This window comes from Streptomyces sp. NPDC002520, assembly GCF_053595235.1.
In genome coordinates, this window is the sequence record NZ_JBSFXG010000003.1 from 200,469 (window position 1) to 220,561 (window position 20,093).

Below are 20,093 nucleotides of genomic sequence, written 5' to 3' on the forward strand. Positions count from 1 at the left end.
CTGGACGGACGGCTACTGCACGGGCTTCGCGTAGTGCAGATCCACTGTGCCCGAGTAGCCGGGGAGAGTCACCGTCCCGTCGTCGACGACTTTCCAGCCGAGGCCGTAGACGTTCACGTAGACCATGTAGGTCTGGATCGCCTTGCTCGCCGCGAGCGCCTGCTTCAGCCGGTCCGGGTCACCGACCGCGGTGATCTTGTACGGCGGCGAGTACACCCGGCCCTGGAGGATCAGGGTGTTGCCGACGCAGCGCACGGCACTGGTGGAGATCAGCCGCTGGTCCATGACCTTGATCCCCTCGGCCCCGCCCTTCCACAGGGCGTTGACCACGGCCTGCAGGTCCTGCTGGTGGATGACCAGGTAGTCGGGCTGCGGCTCGGGGTAGCCGGGGAGCTTGGCCGTGGCGTTCGGCGGGGCGTCGTTGAGGGTGACGGTGACCGCGTCACCGGTGACCTTCTGGGTGCCCGCGCTCCTCTCCAGCCCGCCCATCCGCTCGTCCTGGGCCTTGGTGCTGCCGTCGTCGCTCTCGGCGAGCGCGTCGACGCCCTCGCGCAGGGTGCCGTTGCTCTCGTCCAGCTCCTTGTTCTTGTGGCTGCGCTCCTGGATCAGGTCGGACAGCTTGAGAAGGGAACCGTCCTCGCGGATGTCGGTGCCCTTGGCCGTGTCGAAGCTGGTGAAGAAGATGAGTCCCGCGAGGGCGAAGACGGCGGCGGTCAGGATCCGCACCGGCCGCAGGCGCGGGCCACGCGCAAAACCGGAACCCGTTGCTCCCGTCCCGGGGGAGTCGGCAGAATTGCTCAACGTACCCTTATCTCCTTCGGCGCCGCGGAAGCACTACGCTAACCGACGCCCGGGGGAGCGCTGAGTGTGCCCTTATCTGTCCCCTTGTACGCTGACCCGAGCCCGACCCAGTTACCTGCGCGGCCACGCAGCGCATCGACAGGAGAGACCCTCGTGCCGAAGTCACGTATCCGCAAGAAGGCCGACTACACGCCGCCGCCCGCGAAGCAGACGCAGGCGCTCAAGCTCGACAACCGTGCCTGGGTCGCTCCGGTCATGCTGGCCATGTTCGTCATCGGTCTGGCCTGGATCGTGGTCTTCTACGTGACCGACGGCTCGCTGCCGATCGACAGCCTGGACAACTGGAACATCGTGGTCGGCTTCGGCTTCATCGCCGCCGGCTTCGGTGTCTCCACCCAGTGGAAGTAGCACTCACGGCACGGTTGCGTTAGCTCTGCCCAGGGCTATCCGCTGAGTTATCCACAGCCATTGTCCACACGGTGGGGAAAAGAAACGACGATCTGTGGATAACTCATCAGCCGTTGACGCCGGTGTGACTGCCCTACCGGCTCCCGAACACCCTTGCGCCCCCTGTCTGACCTGCGGAGACTCATCCGAGCGACAGGGGGCACAGCCGTGTCCGCACACTGTGCACAAGATCCGGAACGCACTGTGGACAACGGTTCGGTATCAGGTGAGCTGAGCGGTCCTGACCAGGGCGAGGGCCACGGTCACCACCAGGACCAGTGCGCAGGTGCCCCACTGGACGAGCGCCCGCTTCTCGCGTGGGGCGTGGACCATGCCGTAGCCGGTGACGACGCCCGCGACCAGGCCGCCGATGTGGGCCTGCCAGGCGATGTTCGGCACGCCGAAGGTGATGATCAGGTTGACCACCAGCAGGGCGATGACCGGGCGCATGTCGTAGTTCAGGCGGCGCATGAGGACGGCGGTCGCTCCGAAGAGGCCGAAGATCGCGCCGGAGGCGCCGAGCGAGGCCTGGCTCGGGCCGACCAGCAGATAGGTCAAAGCGCCGCCGGCCAGTCCGGAGACCAGGTACACCGCCAGGTAGCGGGCCCGGCCGAGGGCTGCTTCGAGGGGGCCGCCGATCCACCAGAGGCTGAGCATGTTGAAGCCGATGTGCCAGAACGCCTCGTGCGCGAACATCGAGGTCACGAACCGGTACCACTCGCCCTCGGCGACGCCTTCGGTGGGCGCGTACGGCTTCGGGGGCCACTCGCCGAAGAGAACGAGGTGTTCCAGTAGGGACTTGTCGAACTGGACGGCGATGAACACCGCGATGTTGATCCCGATGAGGATCTTGGTGAGCAGCCGTGGGTCGGCCGCCTTCGTCCCCCCGGCGATCGTGCGGGGCCGGGACGCGGCCGGAGAGTGGCCCGTGCCGCCGTCGCCGCGGACGCAGTCCGGGCACTGGAAGCCGACGGAGGCGCTCACCATGCACTCGGGGCAGACGGGACGCTCGCAGCGGGTGCAGCGCACGCCGGTCTCGCGGTCCGGGTGCCGGTAGCACACGGGCAGGCTCTGGGCGTCGTCCTGTGCACTGCCTGCGGCCTGCTCCATGAGATCCCCTTGTTCCGTCGTGGGATGTCCCCCGGCATTACCCCGCCCCGCTCATCCTTACGGACGAGCGGCGCGTTTTGTTCCCTGTTCCGGCCCCGGTGCTGGCGTGGCGGACGGCCGGCTCAGCCCTCGCGCTTCTCCACGACGACCGACTCGATGACGACGTCGTCCAGCGGCCGGTCGTTGCCACCGGTGGGGAGGGCGGCGATGGCGTCGACGACCCCCCGGCTGGCCTCGTCGGCGACCTCGCCGAAGATCGTGTGCTTGCGGTTGAGCCAGGTCGTCGGCGAGACCGTGATGAAGAACTGCGAGCCGTTGGTGCCCGGTCCGGCGTTGGCCATGGCGAGCAGGTAGGGCTTGCCGAAGTTCAGGTCCGGGTGGAACTCGTCCGCGAAGTCGTAGCCGGGGCCGCCGATGCCGTTGCCGAGCGGGTCGCCGCCCTGGATCATGAAGCCGCTGATGACCCGGTGGAAGATCGTGCCGTCGTAGAGCTTGTCCTGGGTGACCGCGCCGGTGCCCGGGTGTTTCCACTCACGCCGCCCCTCGGCGAGTTCCACGAAGTTCCTGACGGTCACCGGCGTGTGGTTCGGGAACAGCCGGATCTCGATGTCGCCGTGGTTGGTCTTCAGGGTGGCGTAAAGCTGCTCGGCCACGTTCTGCCTTCCGTTGTCTTTCCGTGTCTTTCCGCGTTTTTTCCGCGTCTTTCCGTGTCTCCCGATCCTCGCACGCTCCGGCGTCCGCGTCGCCGGACCGGTCATGAGTTCCGGCGGGTAGGAGGCGCGCGGCGGCGATTCGTGGCAGTGTCGTGGACAGGCTTGTGTTGCCCGGTTTGCGTCGCTTAAGCAGCGATCAGCACCCGTATGCCCGCTCGCGCATGCCTCGTGGGCCTCGGGCGGGCATGATCCGTAAAAGGGTGGAAAGTCGAAATACCGTACGCCACCGAGGAGGAGGATCCCGTGACCCGCATCGAGAGCGTGCGCGCCGCGACCGGTTCGGCGAAGGACAGCGTGCTGCACGCCGCGGAAGTGGTGGCGCCGTACGCCGACACGGCCAAGGAGCGTGCCGCGTACTACGCGCAGGAGGCGCGCGTACGGCTCGCGCCCGTGGTGTCGCAGGCGGCGGAGCAGGCCCGGGTGCAGTACGACGCCCGGTTCGCCCCGCGTCTGGAGCAGGCCCGTGCGCATGTGCCGCCGAAAGTGGACCTGGCCGCGCAGGAGGCCGCTGAGCTCACTCGCAGGGCCGCCCGGCAGGCGGCGGAGTACTCGCGTCCGAAGATCGAGCAGGCGGTGGCGGCCGCCGGCCCGGTGGCCGACGAGGCTGCCGCGCGCGGTGCCGCCGCGCTGGCCGCGCTGCGCGGCAATGTCTCGGCACAGGACATCCAGAAGCTGGCCCGGCGCAACGAGCGCCGGTGCCGGGCGGGTCGTGCCGTGAAGTACCTGGCGGTGTTGGGCGTGTTGGCGGCAGGTGCCGTCGCCGCCTGGAAGTGGTGGGACAAGCAGGCCAACCCGGACTGGCTGGTGGAGCCGCCCGCCGCGACGGAGGTCCCGGCGTCGGGCCGCCTCGGTTCGGTGGACGGTACGGGTCCGTCGGCGCTGGACCCCGAGGTCCAGGCGAAGCAGGACGAGGAGGAGTCCGCCGACCGCGACGACGACAGGTGAGGCGGCGAACCCCTGGGGCGGACGATGCGTGTGGGTCATCCGCCCCAGGGTGTTTCACGTGAAACCTGCGCGAGGCGCCTCCGCATCTGCGTACCATCCCGCCAAAAAACGCCCCCTGATCTGCGTTTCTGCAGGTCAGGGGGCGTTTGTGGTGTGGAGCCTAGGGGAGTCGAACCCCTGACATCCGCCATGCAAAGACGGCGCTCTACCAACTGAGCTAAGGCCCCGGACAGAAGCAACCGGCCGAAGAGATCACGTCCCCGGCGGCGCTGCAGACCCAGAGTACCGGGTCACCCCCGGTATCCCGCAAAAAGATTGGGGGTCCCCGCAGATGACCACTCTCCGTAAGATGCTCGACGTGGTTCGCGGCAGCGAACCGCGGTTTTTCTGGGGAAGCGATGGGGAGACGCAATGGACGCCGCACAGCAGGAAGCGACCGCGAGAGCGCGGGAACTGCAGCGGAACTGGTACGGGGAGCCGCTGGGGGCGCTCTTCCGTAAGCTGATCGACGATCTCGGGCTCAACCAGGCCCGGCTCGCGGCGGTTCTCGGACTGTCCGCTCCGATGCTGTCGCAGCTGATGAGCGGCCAGCGGGCCAAGATCGGTAATCCCGCGGTGGTCCAGCGGGTACAGCTGCTGCAGGAGCTGGCGGCGCAGGCCGCGGACGGCAGTGTCAGCGCGGCCGAGGCGATCGAGCGGATGGACGAGATCAAGAAGTCGCAGGGGGGCTCGGTGCTCAGCAACACCACGCAGTCGACGAACAGTTCGGGTGCGCCGACGGTCAAGAGGGTGGTCCGCGAGATCCAGTCGCTGCTGCGCTCCGTGGCTGCCGCCGGCGACATCATCGACGCCGCCGACACTCTCGCCGTGAGCCACCCCGAGCTGGCAGAGTTCCTCCGGGTCTACGGCGCCGGGCGCACCTCGGACGCGGTCGCGCACTACCAGTCCCACCAGAACTGACCCCGCGGCCCGGTTCCGGAGGGGTCCGGGATCGGGCCGAGGCAGAGGTTCGGGGGGGCGAAGCGCCGGGGGGCGCGGGGTCGTATCACTCATCAGGGGTCACCTCTCGCATCGGAGGGAAGCAGGATCCGGGGGAAACTGGATCCGGGGGTGCAGGGCCGGGGGAAGAAGCAAGGGAAACAAAAGGGGACCGGAGAGGCGTCGGGCCGGAGCAGGTCGGGCCGGGGGAGGAGCGGCGGACTGTCATGGGTGAGGTCTTCGCCGGCCGGTACGAGCTGGCCGACCCGATCGGGCGGGGTGGTGTGGGCGCCGTCTGGCGTGCCTGGGACCACCGCCGGCGCCGTTACGTGGCCGCCAAAGTGCTCCAGCAGCGCGATGCCCACGCGCTCCTGCGCTTCGTGCGGGAGCAGGCCCTGCGCATCGATCACCCTCATGTGCTCGCCCCGGCGAGCTGGGCCGCCGACGACGACCAGGTGCTGTTCACCATGGACCTGGTCGGCGGCGGCTCGCTGGTCCATCTCGTCAACGACTACGGCCCGCTGCCTCCGTCCTTCGTGTGCATCCTGCTCGACCAGCTCCTGTCCGGTCTCGCCGCGGTGCACGCGGAGGGTGTCGTCCACCGTGACGTGAAACCGGCCAATGTGCTGCTGGAGGCCACCGGCACCGGTCGGCCGCGGCTCAGGCTGTCCGACTTCGGCATCGCGATGCGGCTCGGCGAGGTCCGGCTGACGGAGACCAACCTGGTGGTGGGCACGCCCGGATACCTGGCGCCCGAGCAGATGCTGGGGGCCGAACCGGACTTCCCCGCCGACCTGTTCGCCGTGGGCCTGGTCGCGCTCTATCTGCTCGAAGGGGCCAAGCCCGACGCCAAGGCCCTCATGCAGTACTTCATGGAACACGGGACGCCCAGTGCGCCCAAGGGCATTCCCGAGCCGCTCTGGCAGGTCGTCGCCACCCTGCTCCAGCCCGATCCGGCGGCGCGTTTCCGTACCGCCACGGGAGCGCGCAAGGCGCTCGCGTCCGCCGCGGAGCTCCTGCCGGAATCCGGCCACGGTCACGAGCCGATCGAGATCTTCGATCAACTCGGGCAGCTGCCACCGGGGTTCGGCCCGGAGGGTCCTCTCAGGCGGGCGTCCGGTGTACGCGCTTCGCCGGCGGCGGACACCGACTCCCGTTCCGGTGCCGGCACGGACTCCGGGACGAACTCGGTTGCGGGGACTGCCGGTTCGTCCCCGGATCCGCGCACAGGCCCGGACACGGGCGCGGGCACGGGAGAGGAACGGCGCCCGACGCCTCCGCTGCCCTCCATGTCCGACACCGGTAGCTTCCATCTCCCGCCTCCGCAGCAGGAGATGACGCCGCTTCCGGACGTGACGCCCGTGCTGGACGTGGCTCCGGCGCCGGAGCGGGACCCGCTCCCGGACATGCCTCCACCGGTCCCCGCCCCGCAGCACCACCGGGGCACGCAGCAGCCGCCCCCAGTCCCCATGGCCGCCCCCACCCCCCACGTCTACGCCCCCTCCCCGTGGCACCCCGCCACAGCCACGCCCACACCCCCGGTGCCGCGGCACACCCCCACCGCCGCGTACACGGCCCATGCCTCGCAAGCCCAGCAGAACCCGCGAGCCCGGCAGGCTTCGCCCCAGGCTCCACCGCCTGTGGCGCCGCGCGCCGGCCGGGGACGCCGAGCCCGCCGCAGGAGCCGGCGTCCCGGGCCGCCGGCCAGGGTCGCGATCCCGGTGCTGCTGCTTGCGCTGGCCTGCTACGCCGTGGGTTTCTGGGCGCTGGCCCGCGTCTGAGCCCGGCGGGCTGTCAGCGTCCACACGCCGAGGACCAGGAGCAGTGCGGTTCCGGTGCCGATGCCGCCGACCGCGAGCGCCGTCATCGCCGTACCGCCGCCACCGCTCACGCTCCCCGCGCCTGCGGCGTCACTCGCGCTCCCCGCGTTCCCGGTGCCGCCCGCGCTTCCGGTGATCGCGGCCGCGCGGTCGCGCGCCGAGATCGTGAACACGTCGGCGGGCGCGGGTGAGCCGGCGTACCCGGGCCCGGCGTGGGCCTGCCCGTCGAGGCGGACGCGCAGCGTCGCTCCGAACGGTCCCCGCCCGAACGTGCCGCTCATCTGCGAACTGAGGTGCAGGACCAGGTAGTACTCGCCCGCGAACCGGACGGCGCCGACCCGGCCGACGGCCGCGTACCGGTTGGCGTACTCCACGGGCGGCACGGGGTCGAGCGAGGCGCTTTTCGTGGCGCCGGTGTAGCCGAGGGAGGCGGCGTCGACGTAGCCGCGGACGGGGTTGTGGAGGGACAGGTTCAGGGCTCCGCCGACATAGCCGTGCCCCGGGGAGCCGTCCAGTTCGGCGGTGGCCTGCAGCCGGCGGCCCCAGTCGAGGGGCACCTTGTAGAAGAGGGTCTGTCCGGGGGCGATCCGGGTGCTCCAGACGCCCTGGCCCAGCGGGCGCGCCGTGGCGAAGCCGGTGCCGCCGGAGCGGTCCTGGGGTTCGCCGGCGAGCGGCTCGGGGGACGCGGAGTCCCAGTTTCCCGGCGGTGTGGTGGCCCCGGTCTTCGCCGGGCGGGGTTCCGTGACGGGCGCGATCTCCAGGTCCCAGCGCCGCGCGGGGATCGCGGCGGCCGATCCCGCGGCGTCCCGGCGCTCGACGCGCAGGTAGTAGGTGCCCGCGCCCTGGCACAGCGTCCTTCCGCTCTCGCGCTGCCCCAGAGCCGTGACCGGGCGGGCGCTGAGCCCGGCGCCGAAGAACGCGGAGCCGTAGGAGCAGGGGGTGCCGCGGGCGTCCTGGACCGACACGCGGACGCCGTCGGTGGCGGAGACCGTGGTGTCCGGCGGGGGGACGGCGGTGACGGGGACGTAGGCCGTGTCGGAGGCACCGAGTTCGAGGCGGTAGTACAGCACGCCGTCGCTGGCCAGGGAGCTGCGGTAGGTCCGGCCGGGTTCCAGCCGGGGGGCGCCTGCGGTGCCGGTCGTGCCGGTGACGGGCCGGGCGTCGGGCGCGAAGGCGTACGTCTCCTGCTCGGCCGCGCCGGCGACGGCGGTCACGCCGGGCAGCGTGGCCACGGCACACAGGACGGCGGCTCCCACGAGCGCGGCGCGGGTTGCCCACCCCATGGACCGGCCGTCCCGGCCCGGCGCCGCGCGCCCGCGCGTCGTACGCCCTCGCGCCGTAGGTCCTCGCCGCCGCACGTGACACCCCCTGTCGCTCCGCTCCCGCCCGTATCCGGCCGTGGCCCATCCTGCCCCGGGTGCCCCTGGGCCATCCGTGGATTCCGTGCGGCCGTCCGAAAGAGCCGCACGAAACGCCCGTCCCGTCCTGCCTCGTCCGAGAACGCGTACACCACGCTCCGGAACCCGGCAACACGAAGCGCACCGCGCACTCGAACGGGCAACAACGGGCAACGCGAAAGCCCCGGCCGCGCGGGCGGCCGGGGCTTGCTCAGGTTCTGATGCCGGGACTCAGGAGCCCGTGGGCACGGAGTCGGTCGCCTCCGTCCACAGGTCCTGCTCGGCGCGATCCGCCTGGATCTGCCGGTACACGAGGAGACCGCCGATGGCGGCCAGTGCGACCAGGAGCAGCTTCTTCACCGCGCGACCTCGTCTTTCGTTGACGTAGGGGACCTCTGGCGCCCGACTATACACACCGACCGATATCGGTCGGTGACCCGCGTCGGCCCCCAACTCCCGCCTCCGGCAGCGCAATAGACCAGGTCGGCGCACCTTCCGATCGGAGGGTGATCACACCTCCACACACCGTTACTTTGCTCCCTCTTCGCTCGCTCTCACCTGGCTTTGAGGGTTTTACGACCCCCTTGCACCCATCCGAGTGGTGTTCATCTGAAGTTCGACGCGCCACGGGCGTCGGTCCACCACTTCTCGGCCCCCATACACATCATGAGGAAAGTACGCAAATCGCCCAACCCGAAAGTGAGGGGCCATGACCAACAACAAGGTCATGAAGCTGTGGACCGCCATCGTCACCGCCTTCCTCGCGCTGTTCACGGCGCTCGGACTCGTCACGGCCACCACCGCCACCACCGCCGCGGCGGCGCCGCAGAGCGAGAAGCCCCTCCCCACCGCCGCGCATCGCACGGCCCACGTGGTCCCGGCGATGAACCACTGGCTCTGGTCCCAGGCAAAGGCCCTGCCCCCCACGATGAAGCAGCGGATCCGGGCCGAGGCCCACGGAAAGACCCCCGGCTGCCGGCACCACACCCTCGACGAGACGGAAGCCGAGACGCAGGACGCGCACTACCGCTGGGCGACGGAACAGCTCGACTGCTGACCCCGGTCGCAGCACGCAGTACCGCGGACGTCTCGACACCACGGCGACTTGCGTACCCATGAGTCGACACGGAACGACCCCCGGCCGCCCTCGGCCGGGGGTCTCGCGCTGTTCAGGGCGCCGCCAGGGGGCACTCGCGGGGGCACTGCCACCGGATCGGCGCGTCCTCCCGGGGCGTCGTAGCCTGGTCGCGTGTCCAAGGAGGCAGGAAGCCCGCGCACCCGGGCGGTGCGCGACAACGGGCGGCACCAGTGGGAGAAGGACCGGGCCCGGCAGCCGCGACCGGCCCGCGCCGCGACCGGCGCCACCGAGCACGACACCGGAACCGCACCGGCCGACCTCGTCTTCCTCGCCCGCTACCGCAGGACCGAGGCACCCAGGGACCTCGCGGACGCCTTCGGCGTACCCGAGGGCACCGCGCTGCTCGAACGCCGCTACCGCACCCGGTGCGCCGACGACCCGGCCCCCTTCAGCCTCGTGACCTCGTACGTCCCCTACGACCTGGTCGCGGCCAACCCCGATCTGCTGGACGAGTCGAAGGAGCCCTGGCCCGGCGGCACCCAGCACCAGCTGCACACCGTGGGCGTCGAGGTGGACCGCGTGGAAGAGCGCCTCACCGCCCGTCCGCCGACCCGGGAGGAGGCCCGTGAGCTGCGGCTGCCGCCCGACGCGGCGGTCATCCTGCTCCAAAAGACCTCGTACGGCATCGACGACCGCGTCGTGGACGTCTCCCATGTCGTCCTGCCCGGCGACCGCACGGAACTGGTCTTCACCACACGTCTGGAAAGGTGGTGAATGCCGCCGTGCCCCGGCGCATCACCGTTGTCACCGCTGTCCACGCCCCGTCCGCCCGGTTCCTGCCGGACGCGTACCGGTCCCTGTGCGCACAGGAGCTTCCGGACGGCTGGGAGTGGACCTGGGTGGTCCAGGAGGACGGCCGGACGGACGAGGTCCGCCCGTACATCCCCGACGACCCACGGGTGATCTTCCGCCAGGGGCGCCCCGGCGGCCCGGGAGTCGCCCGCACGATCGCCCTGGCACACGCCGACGGCCCCTACGTGAAGGTCCTGGACGCCGACGACCAGCTCACACCGGGCACACTGGCCCGCGATCTCGCCGCGCTGGAGGCCGACCGCACGCTGGGCTGGGCCACCTCCCGGGTCCTGGACCTGCTGCCCGACGGCTCCACGGCCGGCTTCCCCGACGACCCGGACCACGGGCCGCTGGAGCGCGGAGCCGTGCTCGACCACTGGAAGAGGCACGACTTCCGGGCCCAGGTGCACCCGGCGACCCTCTTCGTGCGGCGGGACCTGCTGACCGCCCTCGGCGGCTGGATGGCCCTGCCCGCCTCCGAGGACACCGGGCTGCTCCTCGCGCTGAACGCGGTGAGCCGGGGGTGGTTCTCGCAGGAGGTCGGGCTCCTCTACCGCAAGTGGGAGGGCCAGATCACCGGGCTGCCCCTGCACACCGACCCGGAGGAACGCGCGGCCCGCATGGCGGTGGCCGAGGCGAGGGCTCACGCACTGGCGGAGACGGGCTGGCACCACCCGGCCGGCCTCGGCTGAACGTACCGGGGCCCGTGTGTCCGGGGCTCCTGCCGACGCCGGAGCAGCCGTCACAGCCGGCCGAGACCTACGACGACCCTGCCCCCTCGGCACCGCCCTGAACCGGCGGGAGGGAAGCGTGGGCGCCGCCCGCCGTGGCGAGCCAGTGGGCGACGCGGCGCAGGGTGGGTTCGTCCAGGAGGCCGACCATCGTCTCCACCGCGCGCACGTCGTCGTCGGCCAGGTCGTAGAGCCCCGCCTTGCCGAGACCGGCCATGAGCACCTGCTGGCGGCGGTCGGCCATGCGCTCCTCACGGCTGGTGCTCGGCTTCCCGGTCGTCTCCGGTGATGCGGGCCCGGAGGTCCCGGTGACCGAGGCGGGCGCGGGGGCGGGCACGGAGTCCGGGGTGTCGAAGCGCTGCCAGACGCCGTCCCGCGGCCCCCACAACGCGACGGTCATCTCGTCGCCGCGCGCCCGCACCGTCCGGGCCATGTCGCCCACGGCGTACAGCACGGGGGCCCGGTACGGGGAATCCGCGCCGACCTCCCAGGAAGCCCTGGCCGGCTCGTAGAACATCGCGACCCAGCGCGGTGTACCGGGCGGTTGCGGACAGACCGGGCTTTTTCCCACGGCACTCGGCATGGCACTCAACCCCTTCGGGAACGGCGGCCGAGGCGACCGTAACTGACGCACCGTCAGATATCCAGAGGGAGCGGCGCCCGGACGCCGAGGCCGGCGCGGGGACACGGGAGTGGCCGGTGCGTGGCAGGAGGGGTGTCGCCGCCCGTCCGGCACCGGTCCCTCCCCACGCGGGGACCGGTACCGAACGGAACGGGCCGTTTCGGTCCGCGTCGCGTCGGCGTGCCGGCGCGGGCCGAAGAGGATGCGGACGACTCCGCCGGCTCGAGGAGGACGACCGTCGACACGGCCGGCGTCCGTCTCCAAAGGAAGTTGACCGAGAACGTTCGGCGCCAGGGGCTGCCGCTTCGGGGCGCGAGCCGATGGCCTGTCCGGACGGTGCGTGAGAGTTCCGCCACCGCGATGTGATCCTGCCATCTGTCGCTGCCGACGAGGAGATCCCGGCGTCCGGAACAGAGCTTCGTCGCAGGTCAGCCGTATAAGGTGAGTTTTCCGGTCCGGACGTACAGACAGCGGGGGAAGTAAGGGGTGGGACCTTGGGTTCCGACTCAGGGGCACGCACAGCCTTCGCCGAGCGCCTCGCGCTGCTCTACAAGGAAGCCGGCAACCCTCCCCTGAAGAGTGTGTCCGAGGCGGTCGTACGACTCCAGCGGGTGGACGAGCGCGGACGGCCCGTACGGGTGTCCGCACAGCGCATCAGCGACTGGCGGCGCGCCAAGAACGTACCGGCCCAGTTCGCCGCCCTCGCGGCGGTCCTGCACATCCTGATCCCCGAGGCGCGCCGCGCGCGGCCCACGCCGGTCTCCGGCGGCCTGTACGAACTCGCCCAGTGGCAGCGCCTGTGGGAGAGGGCGCTGGCCGACCCGGTGGGCGAGCGCCCGGCCGCGGAGGAACAGCGGCTGCGGCCGCCCCCGGAGCAGTCCTTGCCCGTCGCCGGCGGGGTGTGCCCCTACCGGGGACTGGCCTCCTACCGGCGCGAGGACGCCCGGTGGTTCTTCGGCCGGGAGCGCAGCACGGAGGCGCTCGTCGCCCAGCTGCGCGCCGCGGAGAAGACGGGCGGGCTGGTCGTGCTGGTCGGCGCCTCGGGCGCGGGGAAATCGTCTCTGCTCAACGCGGGCCTGGTCCCCGCGGTGCAGGGCGGCGCCCTGGAGGACGGCGGGGGCCGGCCCGGCCCGGTGCTGCAGCTCGTACCGGGAGCCGATCCGCTCGGCGAACTGACCCGCCGTATACCGGCCCTGGGCCCCCTCGCCGCCGCGGCCCGCGAGGCCGAGGAGAAGGCGACGCGGAACCCGGCGTTCTCCGGCGCCGACGCCCCGCACTTCGCCCGCGCGGTACGGGAGGCCGTCACGCAATGGGCGCGCGGCGGGCCGGCCGAGGACCCGGACCCGGACGCGGCTCCGCAGAACGGACTGGCGACTCCGCGGCCCCCCGGCGACGGCACCTCCGGCGACCGCACGCCCGGCGACCGCACCCCCGACCACCGCACGCACGACCACCGCACCCCCGACGACCGCACCCCCGGCCACCGCACCTCCGCCTGCATCGTCCCCGCCACCCCGCGCCCGGTCCTGATCGTGGACCAGTTCGAGGAGACCTTCACCCTCTGCGCCGACGAGGCCGCCCGGCGCACCTTCGTCCAGTTCCTGCACGCGGCCTGCACGCCGCCCGCCGACTCGGCCGGGCCCGCCCCCGTGCTGGTGGTGCTCGGCATCCGCGCCGACTTCTACGAGCAGTGCCTCGGCCACCCGGAACTGGCCGACGCGCTCCAGCACCGGCACATGGTGCTCGGGCCGCTGACCACGCCGGAGCTGCGCGAGGCGGTGACCGGACCCGCGAAGGCCGTGGGTCTGGAGCTGGAGGCGGGTCTGACCGAGCTGATCGTCCGTGAGGTGAGCGCCGACGGCCCGCGCGGGGCTCACGACGCGGGCGTGCTCCCGTTGCTGTCCCACGCCCTGCTCGCCACCTGGCAGCGGCGCAAGGCGGGCCGGCTGACGCTGGCCGGCTACCGCGCGGCGGGCGGCATCCAGGGCGCCGTCGCGGCCACCGCCGAGCGCGCCTGGACCGGCCTGGACCCGGCCGCCCGCACCGCCGCCCGGCTGCTCCTGCTGCGTCTGGTCCGCCTCGGTGAGGACACGCAGACCACCCGCCGCCGGGGCACCCGGCGCCAACTGGCCCAGGAGTCGGCCGACCCCGACAAGACCGAGGAGTCGCTGGAGGCGCTGGTCCGCGCCCGGCTGGTGACCCTCGACGCGGAGACCGTGGAGATCACCCACGAGGCGCTGCTGCACGCCTGGCCCCGGCTGCGCCACTGGATCGACGACAACCGCAACGACCATCTGCTGCGCCAGCGGCTGGAGGAGGACGGCCGGGCCTGGGAGGCCTCGGACCGGGACAGCTCCCTGCTGTACCGGGGCTCCCGGCTGGAGCAGGCCCGCACCTGGGCGAGGTCCGCCGGCGACACCTATCCGACCCGTGGCGCGGTGGAGTTCCTGGCCGCCTCCGTCCGGCTGCGCCGCCGTACGCTCCTGGTCAGCCGGGGCGCGGTGGCGGCGCTCGTCGTGCTCGCCGTGCTCGCCGCCGGTTCGGCCGTGGTGGCGTGGCAGCAGCGGGACGACGCCGTGTTCGAGCAGGTGCTGGCCGAGGCCGACCGGGTCCAGCACACGGACCCGTCGCTGGCCGCCCAGCTCGACCTGGTCGCCCACGATCTGCGGCCCGGCGACGAGGGGACGTACAGCAGGCTGATCTCGGTCGTGAACGCGCCGCTCGCCACACCCCTGCTCGGCCACACCGGCGCCGTCTACCTCACCTCCTTCAGCCCCGACGGCAAGACCCTGGCCACCGCCAGCTACGACCGCACCGTCCGCCTGTGGGACGTCCGCGACCGCAGCCGGCCCAGGCCCCTCGGCGCCCCCCTGACCGGCCACACCGGCTGGGTGAGCAGCGCGGTCTTCAGCCCGGACGGCCGCACCCTGGCCAGCGCCGGCGACGACGGCACGGTCCGCCTGTGGGACGTACGCGACCCCGCCCACCCCAAGCCGCTCGGCACGCCCCTGACCGGCCACGAGGGCACGATCTACCTGGTCGCCTTCAGCCCCGACGGCAAGACCCTGGCCAGCGCCGGCGAGGACCGCACCGTGCGCCTGTGGAACGTCGCCCACCCCGGCCGTGCCACCGCGCTCGGCGTCCTGCGCGGCCACACCGCCCCGGTGCGCTCCGTGGCGTTCAGCCCCGACGGGCACACCCTCGCGTCGGGCGGCGACGACGACGGCATCCGGCTGTGGAACGTGGCCGACCCACGGCACCCCGAGCCGCTGCGCACCCGGCTGACCGGCCACACTGACCTTGTGCACTCGGTGGCGTTCAGCCCCGACGGCAGGACGTTGGCCAGCGGCAGCGCGGACGACACCATCCGGCTGTGGAACGTGGCCGACCCGGAGCACGCGGCACCGATCGGCTCGCCGCTGACCGGCCACACCGGTCCGATCTGGTCGGTGGCCTTCAGCCCCGACGGCGGCCGGCTCGCCGCCGCCAGCGCGGACAGCACGGCGAGCCTGTGGAACGTCAGCGATCCCGCGTCCCCGTCCCAGGTCGGCGAGCCGCTCGCGGGCAGCAGCGGCGAGATGTACGCCCTCGGGTTCAGTCCCGACGGCCGCACCCTCGCCACCGGCAGCGGCGACAGCAAGGTCCGTCTCTGGTCGATCCCCACGTCGGACATGATCGGCCGCAGCGGGGCGTTCCGCCCGGACGGCGGGGTCCTCGCCACGGCCGCCCGTGACGGCAGGCTGCGGCTGTGGAACGTGGCGGCGCCGGGCCGGCCCGTGCCGCTCGGCACCCCGTTCATGGCCGCCGACGGCGGCCAGCGCTCGATGGTGTTCTCCCCCGCCGGCCACACCCTGGCCGTGCTGACCGGGAACCGGACGGTGTACCTGTGGAACGTCGCCGACCCGGCCCACGCGGTCCTGGCCGGGCCCCCGCTGACCCTGCGGACCCGTTTCATGGGCCCCGACGCGCTGGCGTACAGCCCCGACGGCAAGACCCTGGCCACCGCCTACGACGACCGCACGATCCGGCTGTGGAACGTCGCCGACCCCGCGCGCCCCAAGCCGCTCGGCGGGCTCCTCACCGGCCACCGGGGCTATGTCGACGCCCTCGCCTTCAGCCCGGACGGGCACACGCTGGCCAGCGGCAGCGCGGACAGCACGATCCGCCTGTGGGACGTCACCCGCCCCGGCCGGGCCGTACCGCTCGGCAGGCCGCTCACCGGCCACTCAGGCCCGGTCAACGCGCTCGCCTTCAGCCCCGAGGGCCACACCCTGGCCAGCGGCAGCGACGACGACTCGGTCCGGCTGTGGAACGTCACCGACCCCGCCGCACCGGCCCGGCTCGGCTCCCCCCTCACCGGGCACACCGAGGCGGTCACGTCCCTGACGTTCAGCGCGCGCGGCCACACCCTGGCCAGCGGCGGAAACGACAACACGGTCCGGCTGTGGAACGTCACCGACCCGGAGTCGGCCACCCCCATCGGCCAGTCGATGAGCCCCTACGCCAAGACGGGCAACTTCCTGTCCTTCAGCCCCGGCAGCCATGTCCTCGGCGTCTCCAGCGGCATCGACACGGTCCGTCTGTGGAGCCTGGACGAGGACGCGGCAATCGGCCATATCTGCGCCGTCACCGGGGGCGTGCTGACCGAGCAGAAGTGGCACGAGTACCTGCCCCGCCTGTCGTACGACCCGCCGTGCCCCCGCTGACCCGCCGCCGATCCGACGCCGACGTGACGCCGATCCGATCAAGATCAGCCAACTGACCGTCGTTTCACGCAGGTTGCCTACAGATTCGTTACTGACTTGGCTCCCCCAGCCCAACCAACCTTGTTACCCTTGGCCATAGCCCGATCGCTGGTGCATCCCCCGTCGCCAGCGGTCGGGCCTTTCGCGTCCGCGGTCGGGCCTCGCGGGCCACGCGGCGCCTGCCCGTGCCGGTCCCGCCCCCGTCCCCTCCGCCCAGGTTCTCTCCCGAACGCCGAAGACCCCCAGCCGTTTCCGACTGGGGGTCTTCGTTCTGTGGGGCTAACAGGATTTGAACCTGTGGCCTCATCCTTATCAGGGATGCGCTCTAACCAACTGAGCTATAGCCCCGCCGCGCTCTGCGGTGTGTGTCCCGCGCGCTGACTCCTGAAGATTAGCGCACGAGGGGGGCAGTCCCAAAATCGGTTGTCGGGGGGCTGTCAGGAGAGCCCGGCAGGTGGGGTCACTCGTCCTCGGCCAGCGTCAGTTCGACGCCGCCGACGAACCCGGCGGAGAGGTTGTAGATGAACGCGCCGAGCGTGGCCAGCGCCGTCGCGAGGACGACGTCGATGACCGCGATGATCGCCGTGAACGTCAGAACGTGGGGGAGGGAGAGGAAGGCCTGGAGGTCGAAGCCGTTCGCCTCGTTCGAGCCGGTCGCCTCCGAGATCGTGCCGCCCACCGTGGAGAACACGCCCATCGCGTCCATGACCATCCACAGCACCGCCGAGGCGACGATCGTGCAGATGCCCAGCGCGATGGAGAGCAGGAAGCTGACCTTCATCACCGACCACGGGTCGGCCTTCGCGACACGCAGCCGCGCCTTGCGGGTCCGCGGAGCCGTCTTCGCGCCCGTGCGCGGCCGGCGCGTCGCACCGGTCGGCGGCTGCGCCGGATAGGCCTGCGGCGGGTGGTACGGCCCGGCGGGCTGCTCGGGGTGCCGCTCCCCGGGCAGCGGGGAGGCGGGAATGCCCCCGCCATGAGTCTGCGGGCTTCGGGTGTCCGTCACAGTTCCCCCCTGGGATCCATGCGTCTCAGGTGAGGGCGAGTCCTGCGTCGAGGCCGTCACCGGCTTCAGGTTCGTGGTGTGCGAGTCACCGTGGCTCCCCGCACTCGCGGCTGAGCCACGGCCGCCGCCGTGCGTCTCCGTACCCCTGGAGGTACCGGCCGACCCGGCGCCCGTGGCTCCGCTCACGATGACTCACTCCTCGTGCTACTCGGCCGAGGGCGCCTCACCCTCGTCCGTGCCGGTGGTCGCGGCATCCTCGGCGGACTCGTCGACGACGTCCCCGCCGTCGACCTCCTCCGCCTCGCGCCCCGCCTCGGCGTTACGTGCGATACCTACCACGGCATCGCGCTTGCCCAGGTTGATCAGTTGGACGCCCATGGTGTCACGGCCCGTCTCCCTGACCTCGCTGACTCGCGTGCGAATCACACCGCCGGACAGGCTGATGGCGAGGATCTCGTCGCTCTCCTCGACAACCAGAGCGCCGACGAGAGAACCGCGGTCCTCCACGATCTTGGCGGCCTTGATGCCCAGGCCGCCGCGACCCTGGACGCGGTACTCGTCGACGCCGGTCCGCTTCGCGTACCCACCGTCGGTGGCAGTGAACACGAACGTACCCGGTCGCACCACATTCATCGAGAGCAGCTCGTCGCCCTCACGGAAACTCATGCCCTTCACACCGGAGGTGGCACGGCCCATCGGACGCAGCGAGTCGTCCGAGGCGGTGAACCGGATCGACTGGGCCTTCTTGCTGATCAGCAGCAGGTCGCTGTCGGCCGAGACCAGCTCCGCGCCGATCAGCTCGTCGTCCGAGCCGTCCTCCCGCTCGCGCAGGTTGATCGCGATCACGCCGCCGGAGCGGGGCGAATCGTAATCCTTCAGAGGCGTCTTCTTGACCAGACCGGACTTGGTGGCCAGCACCAGGTACGGCGCCGCCTCGTAGTCACGGATCGCGAGGATCTCGGCGATCGCCTCGTCCGGCTGGAAGGCGAGCAGGTTCGCCACGTGCTGGCCGCGCGCGTCCCGGCCCGCCTCGGGCAGCTCGTACGCCTTCGCCCGGTACACCCGGCCCTTGTTCGTGAAGAACAGCAGCCAGTGGTGCGTGGTGGAGACGAAGAAGTGGTCGACGATGTCGTCTTCCTTCAGCTTCGTGCCGCGCACGCCCTTGCCGCCGCGCTTCTGCGCCCGGTAGTCGTCCGTCTTGGTCCGCTTGACGTAGCCGCCGCGCGAGACCGTGACGACGATGTCCTCCTCGGCGATCAGGTCCTCGATGGACATGTCGCCCTCGTACGGGATCAGCTTCGTACGACGGTCGTCGCCGAACTTGTCGACGATCGCGGACAGCTCGTCGTGGACGATCTGACGCTGGCGGACCTGCGAGGCGAGGATCGCGTTGTACTCGTTGATCTTCGCCTGGAGCTCGTCGTGCTCCTGGACGATCTTCTGGCGCTCCAGGGCGGCCAGCCGGCGCAGCTGCATCTCGAGGATGGCGTTCGCCTGGATCTCGTCGATCTCCAGGAGATCCATCAGGCCCACGCGCGCGACCTCGACGGTCTCGCTGCGCCTGATCAGCGCGATGACCTCGTCGATCGCGTCCAGGGCCTTCAGCAGACCGCGCAGGATGTGGGCGCGCTCCTCGGCCTTGCGCAGCCTGAAGCGCGTACGGCGGACGATGACCTCGATCTGGTGCGTCACCCAGTGGCGGATGAACGCGTCCAGGGACAGCGTGCGCGGCACGCCGTCGACCAGCGCCAGCATGTTGGCGCCGAAGTTCGTCTGCAGGTCGGTGTGCTTGTACAGGTTGTTCAGGACGACCTTGGCGACCGCGTCCCGCTTCAGGACGATCACCAGACGCTGACCGGTACGCGACGACGTCTCGTCACGGACGTCGGCGATACCGCCGATCTTGCCGTCCTTCACCAGGTCGGCGATCTTCTGCGCCAGGTTGTCGGGGTTCACCTGGTACGGCAGCTCGGTGACCACCAGGCACTGCCGGTTCTGGATCTCCTCGACCTCGACCACCGCGCGCATCGTGATGGAGCCGCGCCCGGTGCGGTACGCCTCCTCGATGCCCTTGCGGCCCACCACCAGGGCGCCGGTCGGGAAGTCCGGGCCCTTGATGCGCTCGATGAGCGCGTCCAGCAGCTCCTCGTGCGAGGCCTCCGGGTGCTCCAGATGCCACTGGGCGCCGGCCGCGACCTCGCGCAGGTTGTGCGGCGGGATGTTGGTGGCCATACCGACCGCGATACCGGCCGAGCCGTTGATCAGCAGGTTCGGGAACCGCGCGGGCAGGACGGTCGGCTCCTGGGAGCGGCCGTCGTAGTTGTCCGTGAAGTCGACGGTCTCCTCGTCGATGTCGCGGACCATCTCCATCGACAGCGGCGCCATCTTGCACTCGGTGTAGCGCATGGCGGCCGCCGGGTCGTTGCCCGGGGAGCCGAAGTTGCCGTTGGAGTCGACGAGCGGCATCCGCATCGCCCACGGCTGGGCGAGACGCACCAGGGCGTCGTAGATCGAGGAGTCGCCGTGCGGGTGGTAGTTACCCATGACGTCACCGACGACACGGGCGCACTTGTAGAAGCCGCGCTCGGGACGGTAACCGCCGTCGTACATGGCGTACAGGACGCGCCGGTGGACGGGCTTGAGGCCGTCCCGGACGTCGGGCAGCGCACGCGACACGATGACGGACATCGCGTAGTCCAGATACGAGCGCTGCATCTCCGCGTCGAGCCCGACCGGCTCGACGCGCTCGATGATGGCGCCGCCCTCGGTCTCCGGCGTCACTGGCTCAGGGGTGCTGTTCGGGGTCTCGTCGGCCATTGCTGGTGAAGATCCTTCCTGATGCGGTCAG

General features: G+C 71.5%; 16 protein-coding genes and 2 tRNA genes. 8 read left to right on the top strand and 10 right to left on the bottom strand.

Annotated features, from left to right (window positions below):
* Positions 1-12: 12 nt before the first annotated feature.
* Entirely contained in the window at positions 13-801 is a 789-nt protein-coding gene (locus tag ACWD5D_RS06900) for a DUF881 domain-containing protein (RefSeq protein ID WP_451371747.1), read from the bottom strand.
* 153 nt (positions 802-954) lie between these two features.
* On the opposite strand from ACWD5D_RS06900, the gene crgA reads away from it, so the two are divergent.
* The gene (gene crgA, locus ACWD5D_RS06905; RefSeq protein WP_451371748.1) at positions 955-1,209 is read left to right on the top strand and encodes a cell division protein CrgA; all 255 of its coding nucleotides are present in this window, start codon (positions 955-957) and stop codon (positions 1,207-1,209) included.
* 261 nt (positions 1,210-1,470) lie between these two features.
* Here the strand turns inward: crgA and ACWD5D_RS06910 are convergent, their stop codons facing one another.
* Together ACWD5D_RS06910 and ACWD5D_RS06915 are read right to left on the bottom strand one after the other, a co-directional pair.
* Positions 1,471-2,358, bottom strand: coding sequence for a rhomboid family intramembrane serine protease (locus ACWD5D_RS06910; RefSeq protein ID WP_451371749.1), 888 nt, complete (start codon positions 2,356-2,358; stop codon positions 1,471-1,473).
* Between the two features lie 122 nt (positions 2,359-2,480).
* A complete protein-coding gene (locus ACWD5D_RS06915; RefSeq protein ID WP_451371750.1) occupies positions 2,481-3,011 on the bottom strand; it encodes a peptidylprolyl isomerase in 531 nt (176 codons plus the stop codon).
* A 303-nt stretch (positions 3,012-3,314) separates the two neighbouring features.
* On the opposite strand from ACWD5D_RS06915, the gene ACWD5D_RS06920 reads away from it, so the two are divergent.
* Positions 3,315-4,016 carry a DUF5324 family protein gene (locus ACWD5D_RS06920; protein WP_451371751.1) on the top strand — a complete coding sequence of 234 codons (702 nt, stop codon included), beginning with the start codon at positions 3,315-3,317 and terminating at the stop codon, positions 4,014-4,016.
* A 154-nt stretch (positions 4,017-4,170) separates the two neighbouring features.
* Here the strand turns inward: ACWD5D_RS06920 and ACWD5D_RS06925 are convergent.
* Positions 4,171-4,243, bottom strand: a tRNA-Ala gene (locus ACWD5D_RS06925).
* A 184-nt stretch (positions 4,244-4,427) separates the two neighbouring features.
* Here ACWD5D_RS06925 and ACWD5D_RS06930 point away from each other — a divergent pair.
* Entirely contained in the window at positions 4,428-4,976 is a 549-nt protein-coding gene (locus tag ACWD5D_RS06930) for a helix-turn-helix domain-containing protein (RefSeq protein WP_451371752.1), read from the top strand.
* 245 nt (positions 4,977-5,221) lie between these two features.
* Positions 5,222-6,775 (top strand): protein kinase domain-containing protein, encoded by a 1,554-nt coding sequence (locus ACWD5D_RS06935; protein WP_451371753.1) that lies wholly within the window; start codon positions 5,222-5,224, stop codon positions 6,773-6,775.
* Here the strand turns inward: ACWD5D_RS06935 and ACWD5D_RS06940 are convergent.
* Together ACWD5D_RS06940 and ACWD5D_RS06945 are read right to left on the bottom strand one after the other, a co-directional pair.
* Complete coding sequence (locus tag ACWD5D_RS06940) at positions 6,739-8,097, bottom strand: hypothetical protein (RefSeq protein WP_451371754.1); 1,359 nt, start codon at positions 8,095-8,097, stop codon at positions 6,739-6,741. The two genes, ACWD5D_RS06935 and ACWD5D_RS06940, sit on opposite strands and share 37 nt — an antisense overlap.
* Positions 8,098-8,442: 345 nt before the next feature.
* Positions 8,443-8,571 carry a DLW-39 family protein gene (locus tag ACWD5D_RS06945; protein ID WP_003999697.1) on the bottom strand — a complete coding sequence of 43 codons (129 nt, stop codon included), beginning with the start codon at positions 8,569-8,571 and terminating at the stop codon, positions 8,443-8,445.
* Between the two features lie 349 nt (positions 8,572-8,920).
* Here ACWD5D_RS06945 and ACWD5D_RS06950 point away from each other — a divergent pair, with 349 nt between their 5' ends.
* From ACWD5D_RS06950 to ACWD5D_RS06960, 3 genes are all read left to right on the top strand, one after another.
* Complete coding sequence (locus ACWD5D_RS06950; protein WP_451371755.1) at positions 8,921-9,268, top strand: DUF6344 domain-containing protein; 348 nt, start codon at positions 8,921-8,923, stop codon at positions 9,266-9,268.
* 192 nt (positions 9,269-9,460) lie between these two features.
* On the top strand, positions 9,461-10,063 hold the full coding sequence (locus tag ACWD5D_RS06955) for a GntR family transcriptional regulator (protein WP_451371756.1): 603 nt from the start codon (positions 9,461-9,463) through the stop codon (positions 10,061-10,063).
* 8 nt (positions 10,064-10,071) lie between these two features.
* A complete protein-coding gene (locus tag ACWD5D_RS06960; RefSeq protein WP_451371757.1) occupies positions 10,072-10,833 on the top strand; it encodes a glycosyltransferase family 2 protein in 762 nt (253 codons plus the stop codon).
* 67 nt (positions 10,834-10,900) lie between these two features.
* Here ACWD5D_RS06960 and ACWD5D_RS06965 read toward each other — a convergent pair whose 3' ends face one another.
* Positions 10,901-11,389: a hypothetical protein gene (locus ACWD5D_RS06965; RefSeq protein ID WP_451371758.1), complete on the bottom strand. Its 489-nt coding sequence runs from the start codon at positions 11,387-11,389 to the stop codon at positions 10,901-10,903.
* A 599-nt stretch (positions 11,390-11,988) separates the two neighbouring features.
* Here ACWD5D_RS06965 and ACWD5D_RS06970 point away from each other — a divergent pair.
* Positions 11,989-16,200 (top strand): nSTAND1 domain-containing NTPase, encoded by a 4,212-nt coding sequence (locus tag ACWD5D_RS06970; protein ID WP_451371759.1) that lies wholly within the window; start codon positions 11,989-11,991, stop codon positions 16,198-16,200.
* Between the two features lie 313 nt (positions 16,201-16,513).
* On the opposite strand, the gene ACWD5D_RS06975 is transcribed toward ACWD5D_RS06970, so the two are convergent.
* The 3 genes from ACWD5D_RS06975 to gyrA all read right to left on the bottom strand — a co-directional run bounded on the left by ACWD5D_RS06975 (position 16,514) and on the right by gyrA (position 20,062).
* A tRNA-Ile gene (locus tag ACWD5D_RS06975) sits at positions 16,514-16,587 on the bottom strand.
* 112 nt (positions 16,588-16,699) lie between these two features.
* Positions 16,700-17,431 carry a DUF3566 domain-containing protein gene (locus ACWD5D_RS06980; protein ID WP_451371760.1) on the bottom strand — a complete coding sequence of 244 codons (732 nt, stop codon included), beginning with the start codon at positions 17,429-17,431 and terminating at the stop codon, positions 16,700-16,702.
* Between the two features lie 18 nt (positions 17,432-17,449).
* The gene (gene gyrA, locus ACWD5D_RS06985) at positions 17,450-20,062 is read right to left on the bottom strand and encodes a DNA gyrase subunit A (protein WP_451371761.1); all 2,613 of its coding nucleotides are present in this window, start codon (positions 20,060-20,062) and stop codon (positions 17,450-17,452) included.
* Between the last annotated feature and the right edge of the window lie 31 nt (positions 20,063-20,093).